The sequence below is a fragment of the Pseudomonadota bacterium genome (genome assembly GCA_039033415.1).
Classification (GTDB): domain Bacteria; phylum Pseudomonadota; class Gammaproteobacteria; order Xanthomonadales; family SZUA-38; genus JANQOZ01.
Genome location: JBCCCR010000036.1, coordinates 1 through 15649, shown reverse-complemented (window position 1 = coordinate 15649; position 15649 = coordinate 1). Strand labels below are relative to the sequence as shown.

General features: G+C 59.9%; 15 protein-coding genes. 10 read left to right on the top strand and 5 right to left on the bottom strand.

The window, feature by feature from the left end:
• Window positions 1-229: 229 nt before the first annotated feature.
• Together AAF358_23310 and AAF358_23305 are read right to left on the bottom strand one after the other, a co-directional pair.
• Window positions 230-661, bottom strand: a complete 432-nt coding sequence (locus AAF358_23310) for a PIN domain-containing protein (protein ID MEM7708503.1) — start codon at window positions 659-661, stop codon at window positions 230-232.
• Window positions 658-981, bottom strand: coding sequence for a hypothetical protein (locus AAF358_23305; GenBank protein ID MEM7708502.1), 324 nt, complete (start codon window positions 979-981; stop codon window positions 658-660). Before AAF358_23305 ends, AAF358_23310 begins: the two co-directional genes overlap by 4 nt.
• Window positions 982-1137: 156 nt before the next feature.
• On the opposite strand from AAF358_23305, the gene AAF358_23300 reads away from it, so the two are divergent.
• Complete coding sequence (locus tag AAF358_23300) at window positions 1138-2256, top strand: efflux RND transporter periplasmic adaptor subunit (GenBank protein MEM7708501.1); 1119 nt, start codon at window positions 1138-1140, stop codon at window positions 2254-2256.
• Window positions 2257-2258: 2 nt separating this feature from the next.
• Window positions 2259-5333 (top strand): efflux RND transporter permease subunit, encoded by a 3075-nt coding sequence (locus AAF358_23295; GenBank protein ID MEM7708500.1) that lies wholly within the window; start codon window positions 2259-2261, stop codon window positions 5331-5333.
• Here AAF358_23295 and AAF358_23290 read toward each other — a convergent pair.
• Together AAF358_23290 and AAF358_23285 are read right to left on the bottom strand one after the other, a co-directional pair.
• Window positions 5330-5578, bottom strand: coding sequence for a BrnA antitoxin family protein (locus tag AAF358_23290; protein MEM7708499.1), 249 nt, complete (start codon window positions 5576-5578; stop codon window positions 5330-5332). The genes AAF358_23295 and AAF358_23290 overlap by 4 nt on opposite strands.
• Complete coding sequence (locus AAF358_23285) at window positions 5575-5847, bottom strand: BrnT family toxin (GenBank protein MEM7708498.1); 273 nt, start codon at window positions 5845-5847, stop codon at window positions 5575-5577. Before AAF358_23285 ends, AAF358_23290 begins: the two co-directional genes overlap by 4 nt.
• Before the next feature lie 285 nt (window positions 5848-6132).
• Here AAF358_23285 and AAF358_23280 point away from each other — a divergent pair, with 285 nt between their 5' ends.
• From AAF358_23280 to AAF358_23255, 6 genes are all read left to right on the top strand, one after another.
• Window positions 6133-8241 carry a choice-of-anchor Q domain-containing protein gene (locus AAF358_23280; GenBank protein ID MEM7708497.1) on the top strand — a complete coding sequence of 703 codons (2109 nt, stop codon included), beginning with the start codon at window positions 6133-6135 and terminating at the stop codon, window positions 8239-8241.
• Between the two features lie 147 nt (window positions 8242-8388).
• Window positions 8389-8949: a sigma-70 family RNA polymerase sigma factor gene (locus AAF358_23275; protein MEM7708496.1), complete on the top strand. Its 561-nt coding sequence runs from the start codon at window positions 8389-8391 to the stop codon at window positions 8947-8949.
• Complete coding sequence (locus AAF358_23270) at window positions 8946-9725, top strand: hypothetical protein (protein MEM7708495.1); 780 nt, start codon at window positions 8946-8948, stop codon at window positions 9723-9725. Before AAF358_23275 ends, AAF358_23270 begins: the two co-directional genes overlap by 4 nt.
• A 170-nt stretch (window positions 9726-9895) precedes the next feature.
• Window positions 9896-10831, top strand: a complete 936-nt coding sequence (locus AAF358_23265; GenBank protein MEM7708494.1) for a DUF1028 domain-containing protein — start codon at window positions 9896-9898, stop codon at window positions 10829-10831.
• A gap of 162 nt (window positions 10832-10993) precedes the next feature.
• On the top strand, window positions 10994-12961 hold the full coding sequence (locus tag AAF358_23260; protein ID MEM7708493.1) for a G8 domain-containing protein: 1968 nt from the start codon (window positions 10994-10996) through the stop codon (window positions 12959-12961).
• Between the two features lie 99 nt (window positions 12962-13060).
• Window positions 13061-13903 carry an AraC family transcriptional regulator gene (locus AAF358_23255; protein MEM7708492.1) on the top strand — a complete coding sequence of 281 codons (843 nt, stop codon included), beginning with the start codon at window positions 13061-13063 and terminating at the stop codon, window positions 13901-13903.
• A gap of 139 nt (window positions 13904-14042) precedes the next feature.
• Here AAF358_23255 and AAF358_23250 read toward each other — a convergent pair whose 3' ends face one another.
• Window positions 14043-14795: a DUF429 domain-containing protein gene (locus tag AAF358_23250; protein MEM7708491.1), complete on the bottom strand. Its 753-nt coding sequence runs from the start codon at window positions 14793-14795 to the stop codon at window positions 14043-14045.
• A gap of 111 nt (window positions 14796-14906) precedes the next feature.
• Here AAF358_23250 and AAF358_23245 point away from each other — a divergent pair, with 111 nt between their 5' ends.
• Both AAF358_23245 and AAF358_23240 read left to right on the top strand, forming a co-directional pair.
• Window positions 14907-15266 (top strand): nucleotide pyrophosphohydrolase, encoded by a 360-nt coding sequence (locus tag AAF358_23245; GenBank protein ID MEM7708490.1) that lies wholly within the window; start codon window positions 14907-14909, stop codon window positions 15264-15266.
• Window positions 15263-15529: a hypothetical protein gene (locus AAF358_23240; protein ID MEM7708489.1), complete on the top strand. Its 267-nt coding sequence runs from the start codon at window positions 15263-15265 to the stop codon at window positions 15527-15529. Before AAF358_23245 ends, AAF358_23240 begins: the two co-directional genes overlap by 4 nt.
• Window positions 15530-15649 lie beyond the last annotated feature (120 nt).

Below are 15649 nucleotides of genomic sequence, written 5' to 3'. Positions count from 1 at the left end.
GCTTGCGCCCTAAGTTAGCGGTTAGGGAACACCAGGCAGCATAGGGACATGGTATCTCGTAATTCCCCTATACTGGCGGCACTTGGCTTCGTCTGGACGCACAGCGTCAGCGTTCAAACCGGCGAACGCGCTCAGTTTGCCGGCACCTGGCCGGCGTAAGCCGTCGACGAAGCGGTATGCTGATCGCGAACGTTTTCCCATCAGCCATCCACGACTGCTTAGGAGTCGTCTAAAGCTCCTCCGGCTCCCGACGAAACGGATCGACGACGAGCAGTCCACCCAGATCCTGGCCATGCTGCAAATCTTCTGTGAGTAGCGCCTTACACCCCTGCTGCCGTGCGGCTGCCACAATGAGACTGTCCCACCAGGAAAACCCAAAGTCATCTTGTTCTCGCCAACCCGCCTCCAGCAGCGCGCTATCGACGCCCAGAGGACGCCAGGCAAGAAAGAGCGCTACGTCGTCACGAGCCTCTTTTTGGCTGAGCCCCGGATTGAGCTTTGCAGTGACGGTCACGTAATACTCCTGCAGCACCTGAACGCTCAAACGACCACCCTGCGTGGTCCACAGGAAGCTTAGCCAATCTCTGGCTCGCCCATGTTTGGAGGGTTCACTGGAATCCCTTGCATAGACCAGCAGATTGGTATCAACAAACCAGGTCAACGTTGATGCCTGGAGGCCCGATCGGGCAGCGGGGCATCAGCCGGCTTTAATGGCTTTGGCCTCTTGTTCAAGTAGCGATTCATGCAGGCCTGGTAGGCGGTTTCCTGGTTCATGCGTTCCGTCAGTAGCTCTCCGACGAGTTTTGAGACACTGCCGTTTTGCCTCGCGGCCCATACTCTCGCCCAGCGGGCGACCTCTTCAGGGAGGGTGATTGTGATGTTTTTCATTACACGATCTTCGTGTAACACGAATTTTGTGTCAATTTGCGCATCGCGATACCGGCTCATTTCAACGCGGGAAGCGGTGGGAAATGTGCTCAAAAAGCCGCTCCAATCCCGAAACTTCTGGGCGAAGTGGGCGATAATTAGGATGTTCACAGAACCGTGTAGATTGGACGTCCACTATGGGACTTCTAATCCGTTTCGCGCTAACCGACACCAGGGAGCAGCGCGGACCCAAAGTCCGCTAAGTTAACAATGAAGAAAGTGCTCTATCCCCTGCTGGGCATTGCAGTGCTCGCAGGGCTTACGTTCTTCGTTCGAGCGCCAAATGGCGCTAGCGATGCCGAGGATCCGCTTTTAGAGCCGATTCCGGTAGCTGTGGTGTCCGCCGTCAGCGCCAGCAGCGAGATCTGGCCGCAGGTGGTGGTGGCGCAGGGCGCCATTGCGCCCTGGCAGGAGGCGGTGGTCGGCGCGCGCGTCTCGGGACTGACGCTGGTGGAGATCAGCGCGGACGTCGGTGATACGGTTGTCCAAGGCCAGATGCTGGCTAGCTTTGACGCCCGCACCGTGGAAGCAGATATCAACCAGGCGGAGGCCAACCTCGCTGAGGCCAAGGCGATGCGCAAACAGGCCCAGGTCAATAAAGATCGGGTGCTGGCGCTGGGTAAATCCAGCGCGATCAGCGAACAGGACATTCTGCAGGCGGTTACCACGGCCGACACGACAATCGCCCAGGTTGCGGCGGCCGAGGCCTCGCTGAAGTCGCTCCAGATTCGGCTGGAAGACACGCAGGTGATAGCGCCGGATGACGGGGTCATCACCTCACGCTCGGCCACGCTCGGCCAGGTGCCGCAGCCGGGCAGTGAACTCTTTCGCATGATCCGGCAGGGTCGTCTGGAATGGCGGGCCGAGCTGAACCCCTCACAGTTTGCTGCTGTTCGTCCAGGCATGACCGCGAAACTGACGCTGCCCGATGGGACCACCACAACAGGCAACGTACGTCAGCGGGCGGCCTCGCTGGACAACCAGACGCGGCTCGGCCTGGCCTACGTTGACATCGAACCGGACAGCAACGCGCGCGCCGGCATGTTCGCGAGCGGCCGGCTGGAGCTGGGGAACGCCCCAGCGGTGGTAGTGCCGGCGGCAAGCATCGTGATCCGGGACGGCCGATCGCTGCTGTTTCGCTTAAGCGGCAGCGTCGTGGACGAGCTGGTGGTCGATACCGGCCGACGCGAAGGCGACCTGATCGAGATTCTGTCCGGCGTCTCGGCCGGCGACAAGCTGGTGCTGAAAGGTGCGGGTTTCCTCAACAACGGTGATCTGGTGAAAGTGGTCAACGACCCTGACGCTGCCCGCGAGAGCGGCGACTCCTGACGATGGATCTCGCCACCTGGTCCATCCGCAATCCGATCCCGTCGATTCTGCTGTTTGGGCTCGCGACACTGGCGGGGCTGGTGGGATTCAACACGCTGTCCGTTCAGAGCTTTCCCGACCTGGATCTGCCGCGAATCAACCTGAAGCTGCAGCTGCCGGGTGCGGCCCCGGCCCAGCTGGAGACCGAAGTGGCGCGCCCGGTGGAAGACTCCATGGCGACGCTCACCGGACTGAAGCACATCCAGACGACCATCACGGACGGCAACGTCACGATGCGGGTGGATTTTGAGCTGGATACAGAGCTCACGCAGGCGCTGGCCGACGTGAAAGACGCGGTGGACCGTATTCGCTCCGATCTTCCGGCCGATCTGGAGGAGCCTCAGATTAGCAAAGTGCAGATAGGGCCCGGTGGCGCGCTGCTCAGCTACGGCGTTTATAGCGACCAACGCGACGAAGAGGCGCTGTCGTGGTTTGTCGACGACGCGCTCGCCAAGCCGATTCTAGGTATACCTGGCGTCGGAGAGTTCCAGCGCCTGGGCGGCGTGCAGCGAGAGGTGCATGTGGTGGTGGACCCAACGCGGATGGCATCACTCAACGTAACGGCACTGGATGTTTCCCGCGCGTTGCGCACGGTCCAGGCTGAAGCCTCGGGAGGTCGGGGGACCATCGGGGGTCGCGAGCAGGGTGTGCGGACGATCGCCACGGTGCAAACCGCAGACGAGCTCGCCGCGCTGCCGATTGCGCTCGGGGACGGGCGCTTCATCCGTCTCGACCAGGTGGCAAACGTCGCGGACACGCACGCCGACCGCACCCAGGCAGCGCTGCTGGACGGCCAGCCAGCACTCGGCTTTCAGGTGCTGCGAACCAAAGGATTCGACGAGATCACCACGGCCCAGCGGGTGGCCGACGTGCTGGAGAAGGTCGGTGAGGCCTATCCGGACATCCAGTTTCAGCTGGTCGCCACGACCGTGACTACCACCAAGCGCGACTTCAACGGCTCGATGCGCGTGCTGTACGAAGGCGCCCTGCTGGCGGTGCTGGTGATCTGGCTGTTTCTGCGCGACTGGCGGGCAACGCTGATCGGGGCCGTGGCGCTGCCGCTATCGATCATTCCGGCGTTCGCGTTCATGTCCTGGGTTGGCTACACGCTCAACTTCATCACGCTGCTGGCGCTCTCGGTCGTGGTTGGCATCCTGGTTGACGACGCGATCGTGGAAGTGGAAAACATCGCCCGACACCTGCGTCAGGGAAAGTCGGTGCGGCAGGCTACCGTTGATGCCGTGAAAGAGATTGCGCTGGCGGTGGTCGCGACCACCGCGACGCTGGTGGTGGTGTTTCTGCCGACAGCGTTTATGGACGGTGTACCCGGTCTAGTGTTTAAGCAGTTTGGCTGGACGGTGGTGTTTGCGGTAGTCGTGTCGCTGCTGGTGGCCAGAGTCATCACGCCGGTGATGGCCATCTGGATGGTGCGAAAGCCAACGAAAGAGCACGACCAGCGCGATGGCCCGCTACTGGCCGGCTACTTGCGCCTGGTGGCCTGGTGCCTGCACCACCGCAAGACCACGGTAATCGCCGGTCTCGGCTTCTTTGCGCTGGCGGTAGTTCTAGTACCGCTGATTCCGACCGGATTTATCCCCGCCACCGACTCCGGCACCACCACCGTCACGATCGAGTCGCCGCCGGGGTCAAGCCTCGAGTCAACACAGGAGATCGCCGAGTCAGCCCGCCGCGCTATCAAAGACACGCCGGGCGTGGTCACCATCTTCACCACGGTCGGCGATCCGGACAAAAGTAACGCCGGCGAGGTGCGCCAGGCGACGCTATCGGTAGTGCTGGCCGAACGCAGCCAGCGACGACACCAGCAGGATATTGAGTGGGATATCCGGGACCGGCTGAAAGAAGTGCCTGGCGGACGGTTTTCGGTCACCGGCGGCGGCCCCGGCCGCCGGCTGGAGCTCATCCTCGCCAGCAGCGACACACGAGCGCTCAAAGCCACCGCCAAGGCCGCGGAGCGCGAGCTGCGCAACGTGCCCTACCTGACCGGCGTGACCTCAACCGCCAGCCTCGAGCGGCCGGAAATTGTGATCCGCCCCAACCCGCAGCGCGCCGCGGAGCGCGGGGTGACCACCCAGGCCATCGGCGCAACGCTGCGGGTAGCGCTCAGCGGTGACTTCGACTCAGCGCTGGCCAAGCTCAACCTCGACCAGCGCCAGATCGACATCCGGGTGATAATGCCCGACAAAGTGCGGGCTGACCTCGACGCCATCTCCGCCCTGCGGGTTCCGGGCAGAAACGGCCTGGTGCCGCTGGCGAGCGTGGCCGATATCTCTGTCTCCAGTGGCCCCACCCAGATTAATCGCTACGACCGACAGCGTCAGGTGAGCATCACCGCCGACCTGGGCGGTTACCCGCTGGGTGAGGCGCTGGCTACCGCCAAGGCGCTGCCGTCGATTGCTGGCCGCCCCAATTCGGTGGCCCTGCTACAGTCGGGAGATGCTGAAAATCAGCAGGCGCTGTTCTCAGGCTTCCTGCTCGCGCTTGCTACCGGCGTGCTGTGCGTCTATTGCGTGCTGGTGCTGCTGTTTAAAGACTGGTTCCAGCCCATCACGATTTTGTCCGCAGTGCCGCTGTCGGTGGGCGGCGCCATGATCGCGCTGCTGATCTCGGGCAGCGAGCTTGGGCTGCCGTCGCTGATCGGCCTGGTCATGTTGCTGGGCATCGTGACCAAAAACTCGATCCTGCTGGTGGACTTTGCCGTGGTGAGCATGCAGGAGGAGGGAAAGCACCGCATCGAGGCCCTGATCGACGCTTGCCGCAAACGGGCCCGCCCGATTCTCATGACCACGGTGGCGATGGTCGCCGGCATGACGCCGCTGGCGTTGAGCCTCGGCGGCAGCGGCACTTTCCGCCAGCCGATGGCGGTTGCGGTCATCGGCGGCCTGATCTCGTCAACAGCCCTCAGCCTGCTGGTGGTACCCGTGGTGTTTTCCTACGTCCGCGGGATAGAGGTCTGGTTTCACCGGCTGTTTGGCATCGAGGAACATGCGGCGCCCGAGGCGGTCCCGGAGCACGGTTAGTTGCTCAATTCTTCGCGCAGGACCCGGCGAAGCGTATCTTCCAGAGGTTCAGCCTTGCGCTTGACGTGTTCTCTCAGGGCAGCGTTGATCAGCGTCTGATAGTTGCCGCCGCCAGCCGCGTGAACCTGTTCCTTAAACCAGGCGATTACATCGTCATCTAAACGAATCGTCACTCTGGTCTTGCCAGAGGGAGATGTAGAAACCGGCCCGCGCTGAGCTTGGGAAAAGTTGTATTCCTTTTTCATCTTCTTGACTCATACATACGTCGTTCACCGCGAGAGGCCTTGCGCGAAGAAATCACTCGGATTGTGCTCTCACGCAATACAAATGCAGTCACCAACAGCCTGCCAAAGGCGTCCCGACCAAGGGAAACAAATCGATCTTCGTTTGGAAAATCGGGGTCGAGAATCGTCAAGGCGAGGTCGTCCTCAAGCGCAATCACGGCATCAGCAAAATCAATGCCGTGCTTGATCCGGTTAGCCTTGGCTTTCTTTAAATCCCAGACGTATTCCACTTAACTAAATTGTATGTACGATTGTACACTACTTATGGCCCCTCCGTATGATGCTGAACCTCCGAATTCAGTTCGGTGATCCTCGAGCACGACCAAAAGCAGGTATGAGAACCTAGCGTTCAAAGCGATACGCGCAATCACCAAACACCTGTGATCAAGGGCTTCACCCATTACTTCAGAGCTCGGGCGGGTTCCCGTCCCGCGACTGCACCAGCTTCACTCACCCTGTAGTCAAAGAGGCTAATCACCGCTAGGGTGAGACAAGGTGGATCAACGAGGAACCGAATGAGCAAGCCGACTATCGCGCCCTTGATTTGGCGCAGAAAGAAACTCCTTGTGCAGGCCGCCACCTCCCTCCTTCCAGCGCTGTTTGCGCTGGCGGCCTTGTCAATAGCCGGATCGGTGCAGGCGGCCCAGCTCATTTACCCAGGACCGGCCCCCTGCGACACAACGCTCCAGGCCTGCATCTCCGCGGCCGCCGAGGGTGACACGATCGACATTGCGACCAACACGCCGATCGACGAACAGCTGTTCATCGGTCGCACGCTGAGGCTGCGGCCCGCTCCCGGCTTTACGCCGGTGATCGGCGGTGGCGAAACCACTCGCGGTATTGATTTCGGCGGTCTGGGGCAAACGGGCATAAGCGGTGACAACCAGCGGGTCATCGTCGAAGATCTGACTTTCGACAACGCCCGGCTAACCGGCGTTGTGCGGTTTGGCACGGGCCATGAGCTGCTGCTCAGAAACAATCGGATGACGTTCCAGCTGGACAACAACAATTCCGGCGCCGTGGATTTGCGGCTGGAGGTCCCGACCACGACGGTCATCGAACGCAATCACATTGCGAGCACCGGGCAAGGCGTCCGGGTGCAGAGCGAGGGCGATGCAACGACTGTCGACTTTTTCGACAACGTTGTCACCACCAGCCTGCCGGAACAGAGCAACTCCGGCCTGAGCTACCGAATTATCGGCACCGGGACCCACAACCTGCGGGCCTACGGCAACGTGATCTACTCGGTCGCGGGATGTTCCTGCGGCAACGCGAGTGGAATCCAGCTCCGCATTGAAGACGCGGCGGAGGTCGACGCTGACTTTCAGCACAACACGATGCACGATATCCAGGGCACGGGTGACGGCATCGATGTTTTTATCATTGATCCCGGCGCGAGTGTCTCGCTGGCCATCATCAACAACACGGTTTCCGAAGCGCGCCAATCCGGATATAGGATCCTCCCGGAGGGTGCCGCTTCGAGTTTATTGGTGCTGGACAACAACAGCTTCAACAATGGTCAGCCGGATGTGGGCCTGGAGGGCTCGGCAGCTGACGGCGTGCTGGCGATTGACCCTCACTTTGTTGACGTTGCTCGTGCCAATTTCCGGCTGCGCAAAGAGTCGTCCCTGATCGATAGGGGTGCCAGCGGTGATGGCTCCTTCCGACTGGACGCGGACGGCGCCACCCGACGAATTGGCGGCGGCCCGGACATCGGGGCTTATGAGTTTGACGCCGAGGCGCCGCTGCTGATCACCCGTCGGGAGGTGTTTGAAGGCGCGCCGGCGGGGTTTGTTGTATCCGACCCCTATCCTAACAACAGCAGCCCCGGCGAGCCTTTTGTCAGCGGCGGTGTCACGCTCTCGGCGGTGGCACCCTCGTCGCTCAATTTCAGCAATTGGCCGGCGGACTTTCCCGGCGACAACAACATCGAATTGGCGATCAACGACGCCGAGAACCTCGTTATCCAGGCAATTGGCCAATCGGTTCGAGGTCTGGGTATTGAATTTGACGACGCATCCGGCGGATCCAGCCCTTCCACCTTTGACGCCGTGATGTTTTTGCTCGGCCGCGAAGTCGGGACGCTCTCGTTTCGAACGCCGAACCCGTCCGTAGACAACTTCGTCGGAATATGGACGCCAATCGTCTTCGACACTCTGCGGATCCTGGAATCACCCAACGCCAACGAGAACGAGTTCTTCGGCCGGGTATTTTTTACCCAGGTGGGCGCAACCAGCAAACTGTTCTCCGACAGCCTCGAAGAGCTCTGCCCGCTTGACGACGGCTGGGAACCCAACGACTCCCTGGCGGCCCCGACAGTCATCCTAACGCCCTTCGAGCGCGACAGCTTTGTGAGCTGCGGCGGCAATGACGATTTCTTTCGGTTTACGGCGGAGGAAAATGAGGTCGTGTTTCTTACGGCAACTTTTGATCATGCCGGCGGCAACATCGACTTTGAGCTGCTCGACCCCTCTGGCGCTGTGGTCGCCCGAGGCGACTCCACAACCAATAACGAATCGGTCAATTATCTGGTTCCCCCTGGCGAGGGCGGCGAATACACGCTGCGAGTGTTTGGCGTCGGCGACATCCAGAACCGCTACATGCTTGAGATCGACTCCGCCTGACGGCATCGCTGTTGGCGAAAAGGGGTCAGGTTCAATTTCCCTTTGGTAATTGAACCTGACCCCTTTTTGTTCTCTTTTGTCTCGCGTGTGTAAGAAAGTCCGCAGACCCACGTCTCCTTGTCGAACGGCACTTAGGATGACAATGAAATGACCACCCGAACGCGGGACCTGATGGCGCGCTTCTTTCCGAGCCGCGTCGATGAGCAGGAGCTAATCGAGGCGCTTAGTGCACATGCGGGCCTGATGATCAGCGCGGCAGCCAGAGTGCTTGGCGACGTGGCGGAAGCCGAAGATGTTGCCCAGGACATCGCGGAAAAGCTCTTGAGGAAACGTCCAGCGGAAGTTCGAAGCTGGCCGGCATTGCTCAAGAAGATGGCGGTGAACCGGGCGATTGATCAGCTGCGCAGGCGCCGGGATCCGTCGCAGCTTCCGGTCGATCTAACGCTGCCCGAAGAACCCGACGAACAGCTGGTCCAACGCCAGCGTGCGGAGGCGCTTCGCACCGCCGTCGCGGGGCTTTCTGAACGCGACGCCACGCTGTTTTCGCTGCAGTGTTTTGCGGACCTTGATCAAGCAGAAATCGGTCGTGAGCTAGGAATGAACGCCAACGCTGTCGGCGTTGCTCTGCATCGGCTCCGCAAACGGTTGTCAGAAGACCTGAGCCAACTCCTGGATGCCGCGCCTCAAACTACTGGAGAAGCACAATGACTACGGACATGACCAACAACCTGCTGGACTCCTGCATCGACGCTGCGCGAAGTGATACGCCGCAAGCCGCCGTTGACCAGGCGGCGCGACGATTTCAGGAACAACTGCCGTCACCCCGCCCGGCCTCCCGTTTGTCAGGCCCCCTGCGTTGGGCTGGCGCCGCCCTCGCGCTCGTCGCTTGCGTCGGGCTTTTTCCGCTGCTCGTGCCGGGCAACGGCGTGGCGTTTGCGTCGGTCCAGGAGTGGTTCCGAAACTTCGAGACCGTCCACATGCATATGACGTTCGAGACCGGAGGCGCGATCGTCACGGAAATCGACGTCATGGCGGAAGCGAGTGGCTTCGCCCGCATCGAGACGGGCCCGGTTACCCACATCGTCGATCCGGAGTCGGCCACGATGACCACGCTATTGCCGGGTAACCAGGCCATGCGCATCGCCATTGCGGGCGATACCGGCTGGGACTCGGCGGTTGATGCGGCCGCGGTGGGAAATGAGTCGCTGGCCTGGTTTGCCGAACTGAGGGACTTTCAAGGAAGGGCCGAACCGCTCGAGGAAACCCGCATCATCGACGGCCTGCCCTGCCGCGGCTACCACCTCGAGCTTGACGCAACGCGGGTCACCCTATGGGCTGACGTCGATACCAACCAGCCCGTACGGCTCGAGGCCAACATCGGCGACGGAATGACGCTCGAGGCAACCTATACCTTCGATGAACCTCTGCCCTCAGAGCTCTTTGCGGTACCCGAAGGCGTCACGATTGTCGTCGACATGGAGTAGCTAGGGCGTCTGCCTGAGAGCCCAGTTACGGCAGAAAGTGACGGCGCAGCCTCCGGTCGGGGGCTGCGCTTTGGTTTAGCTTTCCTGACCCCTTTTTGTTTCCGTTTCGTGTAGCAAATTGGTCACCTGCGGCGTCTAAGCAACAGTTCACTCTTGCAATCGGCTTGATAATGCCTATCCAAATCTCCCGAACCGCAGCGCTTTTCTGGCTGCTGCTCCTTGTATCGCCGTCGGCGCCAGCAACGTACTCCATCGTGGCCTGCGACCCGCAAACTCAATCCTGCGGCGTCGCGGTTGCCACACACAACCTCGCCGTCGGTAACAGCGTGCCGTTTGCCAAAGCTGGCGTTGGTGCCGGCGTCTCACAATTTGAGACCAATCCGCTGCATCGCGAGGCCCTCCTGACCTCACTCTCGGCCGGCGATTCGGCGCAGCGCGCCTTGGACCTTGCGCTCGAGGCCGGCAAAGAATTCGGCGATGGGGCCGGGCTCGATGAGCGACAGGTGGCGGTAGTCTCGATCAGAGGTGACAGCGCGGCGTTCACCGGAGAGAGTGCTGGCCCGGTTGCCGGCCATCGCCAATCAGCCTACGTCTCGGTGCAGGGCAACGGGCTTGCGTCAGATGAGGTGTTGGAAGCGATGCTCCGGACCTTTGAACAGCATCGGGGGCCTCTGGGTGAGGGCCTGCTTACCGCGCTTGAGGCAGGGCTTGCGGCAGGAGGCCAACGGATCGGCGTCATGTCGGCTGCACTGCTTGTTGCCACACCGCAGGGCTGGCCGGTGGATATCGATCTGCGGGTTGATTTCGCGACGGGTGACGCCGTTCATCAACTCCGTCACGCCTACAACGCCGTCAAAGCCCGCAGCCTGGTTTTTCAGGCAGGCAGGCTTCGGGCCCGCGGCGAGGTGGAAAAGGCCGAAGCATCTGTGCAGTTAGCCCTTAAGCTCGCTCCGGATTGGGACCGTATTTGGCTGAACGCGGCTCGATTTTCGCTCGCGGTTGGCGATCGGCAAGGGCTCCAGGAGCGCTTCTGCCGCTTTTCAGAACTCAACCCCACCTGGTCTGCGCTGGTGCAGAATGATTTTGAGTCGGTCCAATGCCAGTGACCTGAAATCGCTTTTCTTCGGAAGTGGGTCACAGATTAGAAAATTCATGGTTCGTCTGCTTAGCGCACGTTGATTCTGTTCTATACGCCCGTTCAAGGTTGCTTTGATAGTTGAGCCCATTCCGGCACCGCTCCCGGCTGCCGATCGAATAAGGAATGGTCTATGAGGCTTCTAGCGCTTTCCCTGCTCTTTCTTACGGTGGCTGCTAACGCCGGAAACTGGTCGGATCCGGCCAGCTGGCCAGGTGGCGTTCCCGGGACCGGAGAGAACGTTACGATTCCGGCTGGACAGCTCATCACGCTGGACGTCTCGCCACCGCCGCTGGGTTCGCTCGACATTATGGGAACGCTGGCTTTTGCCGATCAGGATCTCCGCCTGGAGGTGGCGCGCATCATGATTCACAACGGCGGCGCTTTGGAGGTCGGCACCTCGGCTCAACCATTCACCGCCAACGCCGTGATCGAGCTGACCGAACCCGACCTGGGCAGCGGCGCCATGGGCAACCGGGTGCTCGGAGTTATGGGCGGCGGCTCGCTGTCACTGCACGGCGCCAGCGCGGCCAAGACGAGCTGGACACAGCTCGCGGCCGACGTGAATCCCGGCGACACTGAGCTGACGCTGGCAAATGCGCCAGGCTGGTCAATCGGCGACGAAATTGTGATCGCCGCCAGCGGTTTCCATGCTGAAGAAGCTGAGAAACTGACGATAACGGCGATCGATGAGAATACCGTGTCGTTCACGCCAGCGCTGGCCTTTCCGCACCTCGGCCATGTCAAAACGATTGTCGGTCGCGACCTCGACGTTCGTGCTGAGGTCGGCCTGTTGACCCGGAACGTTCGGATCCAGGCGCCCGAGTCTTCCGAGGCTGATCACTTTGGCTTCCACGCCATGTTCATGCCTCTTAGCCAGGTACAGATCTCGGGCGTTGAGATGACGCGCGGCGGCCAGCTCCGAAAACAGGGCCGGTATCCGGCTCACTGGCACGGCCCTTCAGAACCTGGCTTAGACGCCAGCGGCAGCTACATCCGCGACACCAGCATCCACAACAGTTTCCAGCGCGGTGTGGTCACTCACGAGGTGAACAACGTGCTGGTGAGCGATAACGTCGTGTACGACGTGTGGGGGCATGCGTACGTGCCGTCCGAGACGGGTACCGAGGTGGGCAACGCTTACCTCAGAAACCTGGCGGTGCTGTACAAGCGGCGCCCCAACGAAGACTTCTCGTTTCCGCGCGACGACCACACCGAGTCGGACCAGGCGGAGCATCGCCCGTCAGGGTTCTGGATGCGGAGCTATCACAACATCATTGAAGACAACCACGCGGCCGGCGGAGCGCAGGGCATTGGGTTCTTCTTTGATTCCCAGGTAATCGGTCATCGGGATCAGCAGTTTATTGTGTACAACGAGACGCCCAACATTTTTCGGGGCAACGTCGCACACTCGCATTACCGCGTGCTGCCCGGCGGCGGCATTCCCACCTATGGGCCAAAGACCCGCACCAGCGGGCTGATGGTGACCCACTACGCGGGGCTGGGGAAAAACGTGGTTTTCGAGCAGTTCACCGCCTACAAAAATTCGCTAGCCGGCGCGTGGCTGGAGAACCGCAACCACACCTTTCGAGACTCAATCATCGCCGACAGCTCGATGGCGATCTTTAACCACCAGTCCAACATCGAGAACATTGTCGCCATCCAGCAGACCGACAATCTGATCGGCGGTGAGAATCAAATTATCGGGAATCGCCGGCATCTCGGTGGCGGCATGCACTTTCAGGGCGGACGCCGCGGCGGAGACAACCCGCGAGTCGACAACGTGACCTTTGTGGGCTTTGAACCCGGCGCGTTTACGATGTGGAAGGACGTGCTGGATACCTCTCCTTATCTGCGGGCCTCCAACATCACGCTGATCGACACCCCCGGCTTCTGGTACATGGGCCGCGAAGGCGTTGACCTGGAAGATAGCCTGATGATCGACGTGGATGGTACCGTCAGCGGGACCGGCCAGCTGACTTACATCGGTGGGCGCAACATCGCAACGGACGCCACGTTCATGGTGGAGTACAACGCCTACATGTCGGTCAGGGCAACATCGAACGACCTGTTCCGGGACTCGTTCGAGACACCGAACTGACGTTGATCACCGTAGGGCTTGCTGCACTGTGATTGGCGTCACAGCAGTTTGCTCCGCGTCCTCTCATGCTCGGTGTCACACACCAGAATCGGAGCAAACATGGGCGCGGCAACAACGCTTGAGCTACACCCCGAAATCGATGGCCTGACGCTGTTCAGCGCGGAACCCGGACCTCACGAACACGCGGTGCACGCCCATGACGCCTACTCCATCATCGTCCTCGACTCGGGTCGGAAAACCTTTCATCACCAGGGAGACACCATCACGGTTCAAGCCGAGGAGATTGCCGTAGCAAACCCCGGAGAGCTGCACGGGTGCGGGCCCATTGACGATGGTCATTGGTCGCACAAGACCTGGTATCTCTCTGCAGATCTGATGGACGAACTCGGCGCTGCGGCCGGCCTGGCGGACAGCGTAAAGCTGGCGGCGCCAAAGATTGCCAACGCAGCTATGGCGCAAACGCTCCTCTCTGCCCACCGGGACAGTCAGCAGGGCGAACTGTTGGATCGTCAGTCCAGCGCGATCGAGGCGCTCGCCCAGCTCGTGGCTCGCTTCGCCGTATCAGCCGCGGCACCGAAGGAGGATCTGGACAACGATCGGTCGCAGCAAAGAACGCCCGCGTACGAAGCGCTGATGGAGCAGCATCTCGATCAACCGATCGATCTTCAGAGACTGGCCGACGAGACCGAGGTCAGTCGCAATCAGGTCATCCGAGACTTTCACGCATGCCACGGCGTCACGCCGGGCAACTACTTCCGGCAGCTCAGGCTGGCCAAGGCTCGAGAGCTGATCAACGAAGGCAACGACCTGTCGCTGGTCTCGCAGATCACAGGCTTTGCCGACCAAAGCCATTTCACGAGGGTGTTTCGCAAAGCGTTCGGCGTCACGCCGGGCGACTATCAAAAGCTTGCGCAGTCTCCGGGGCGCAGTGCTCCCTTTTAGCGCCTGTCAGACGATCGAAAATCGGCGACGAAGTATGGCTTTGACGTGCGCTTTAGGCGAGCTTATCCCGAAAGAAACCCAAATCTGATGGCAGAACCCCGCTTCAGCCACTTCATGACCCGCGGCATGACCCGATCACTTATCTACTGTTAGATCCGGGTAACTTCACCCATATCCACCCCTCCCTTCTAGCAACGGCCAGGTCTTGAGGCGGGGGGCAGGATCCCTCCAAAAAATGCACAGCTGCAAGACAGCACACCATTGCATCCAGTCCGTGATCGGTGGCCTTGGCCTCAGCAAGCAATCCTGAATCAGACTGAAATCGTGTTGATAATGATTCGAGCAGAACACTACGGGCGTCAAAGTTCTCTGGTTTCTTGCCCTTGTATCCTCTAGAAGACAGTTTGCAGGCCTCTAGTGTTGCCGCTGGGTACACCTCGATGCAGCCTAGAGATGAAAGCTCCGCAGGCGACCACACCAGCGGGATATTGCTCCCAAGAGCCTCCTCAAGTTCGGCTATCAGATTCAAACTCGCGACTGCGGTTCTGGCGATGCGGTCGGCTCCGACCTCTAGCGGCTGCTTTCCGACGAGGTGACGAATAAATCGATCCGTCGTGCGGCGAAACAGATGATTCGGGCATGCTCCGACGGCCGTCCCTGCTTGGTGATCCGCCAATCTTTCTGCAAGCGACTGAGGCCACCCCAAGGGAGAGTCAAAGGCAAAAAGAGTTGGCATTTTTGGATCTACTACTGAAGCAATAGTTTCGACTGTCCGAGGACGCCCGACAATAAGCTGCGAAATTTCCACTTCCGCGTCGAAATAGTGTCCAACAGCAATGCCGATGTCTTTTGGGTTTACGGCGCAGTCGACACCGATGAGCTGAACACTCATCGAGTAACCCAATTGTCCAAGCAGAGGCTGAACGCTGGGTCTGGTAATTTCATGCAATACTCCTCATGGTGCTTGAACCTCCACTCTTTTGATTAGTATAGGGATGACCGCTTGGATCTTAACGCCCTACAGTTGAGCCTCCGACATTTCGCCAGAGAACGAGATTGGGAGCAGTTTCATACGCCAAAAAACCTGGCTATGGCCGTTACGGTAGAAGCTTCGGAACTGCTCGAGATCTTCCAATGGCTTGACCCAAAACAATCGCAAAACCTTTCTGACGATCAAAAGGCCGCGGTCGAACAAGAGCTCGCCGATATTCAGATCTACCTAGCTCGACTCGCTGATGTTGTGGGAGTCGATATTGAAAGCGCGGTTGAAGAAAAGCTCAAAATTAACGCGGAGAAATACCCGGCTGACCGGGTAAGGGGTAGCGCCAAGAAATATACTGAATACGATCCGGACAACGGATGATTATTTACGACGCCCTCCGTTCTGAGTTCACGGCGGACGTATATGACAACGCCATAGAAGAACAAATCTTGAATGCATTTCGTACCCACGGACATGCATCAACGAGTAAATCGGAAATCGAGTCTTGGCGAAACTCGATGATGTATATGAACAACGCGCTCCTTGGGGCCGGCATTCCTGATGATGCCGGCGTGGCGATTGAATACAAGGTCCCTCAAACCTCTAAAAGAGTCGACTTCATTTGTAATCCCCCCAGATTTTAGTCGAGGTTTTGAGTAGAGACTTTTAAGATGATCGCAGAAGGAGTGAAGCATGAAGAAGTCTCGATTTTCCGACCGCCAGATTCTGGCCATTCTCAAGCAACACGAAGCCGGCGTGCCGGT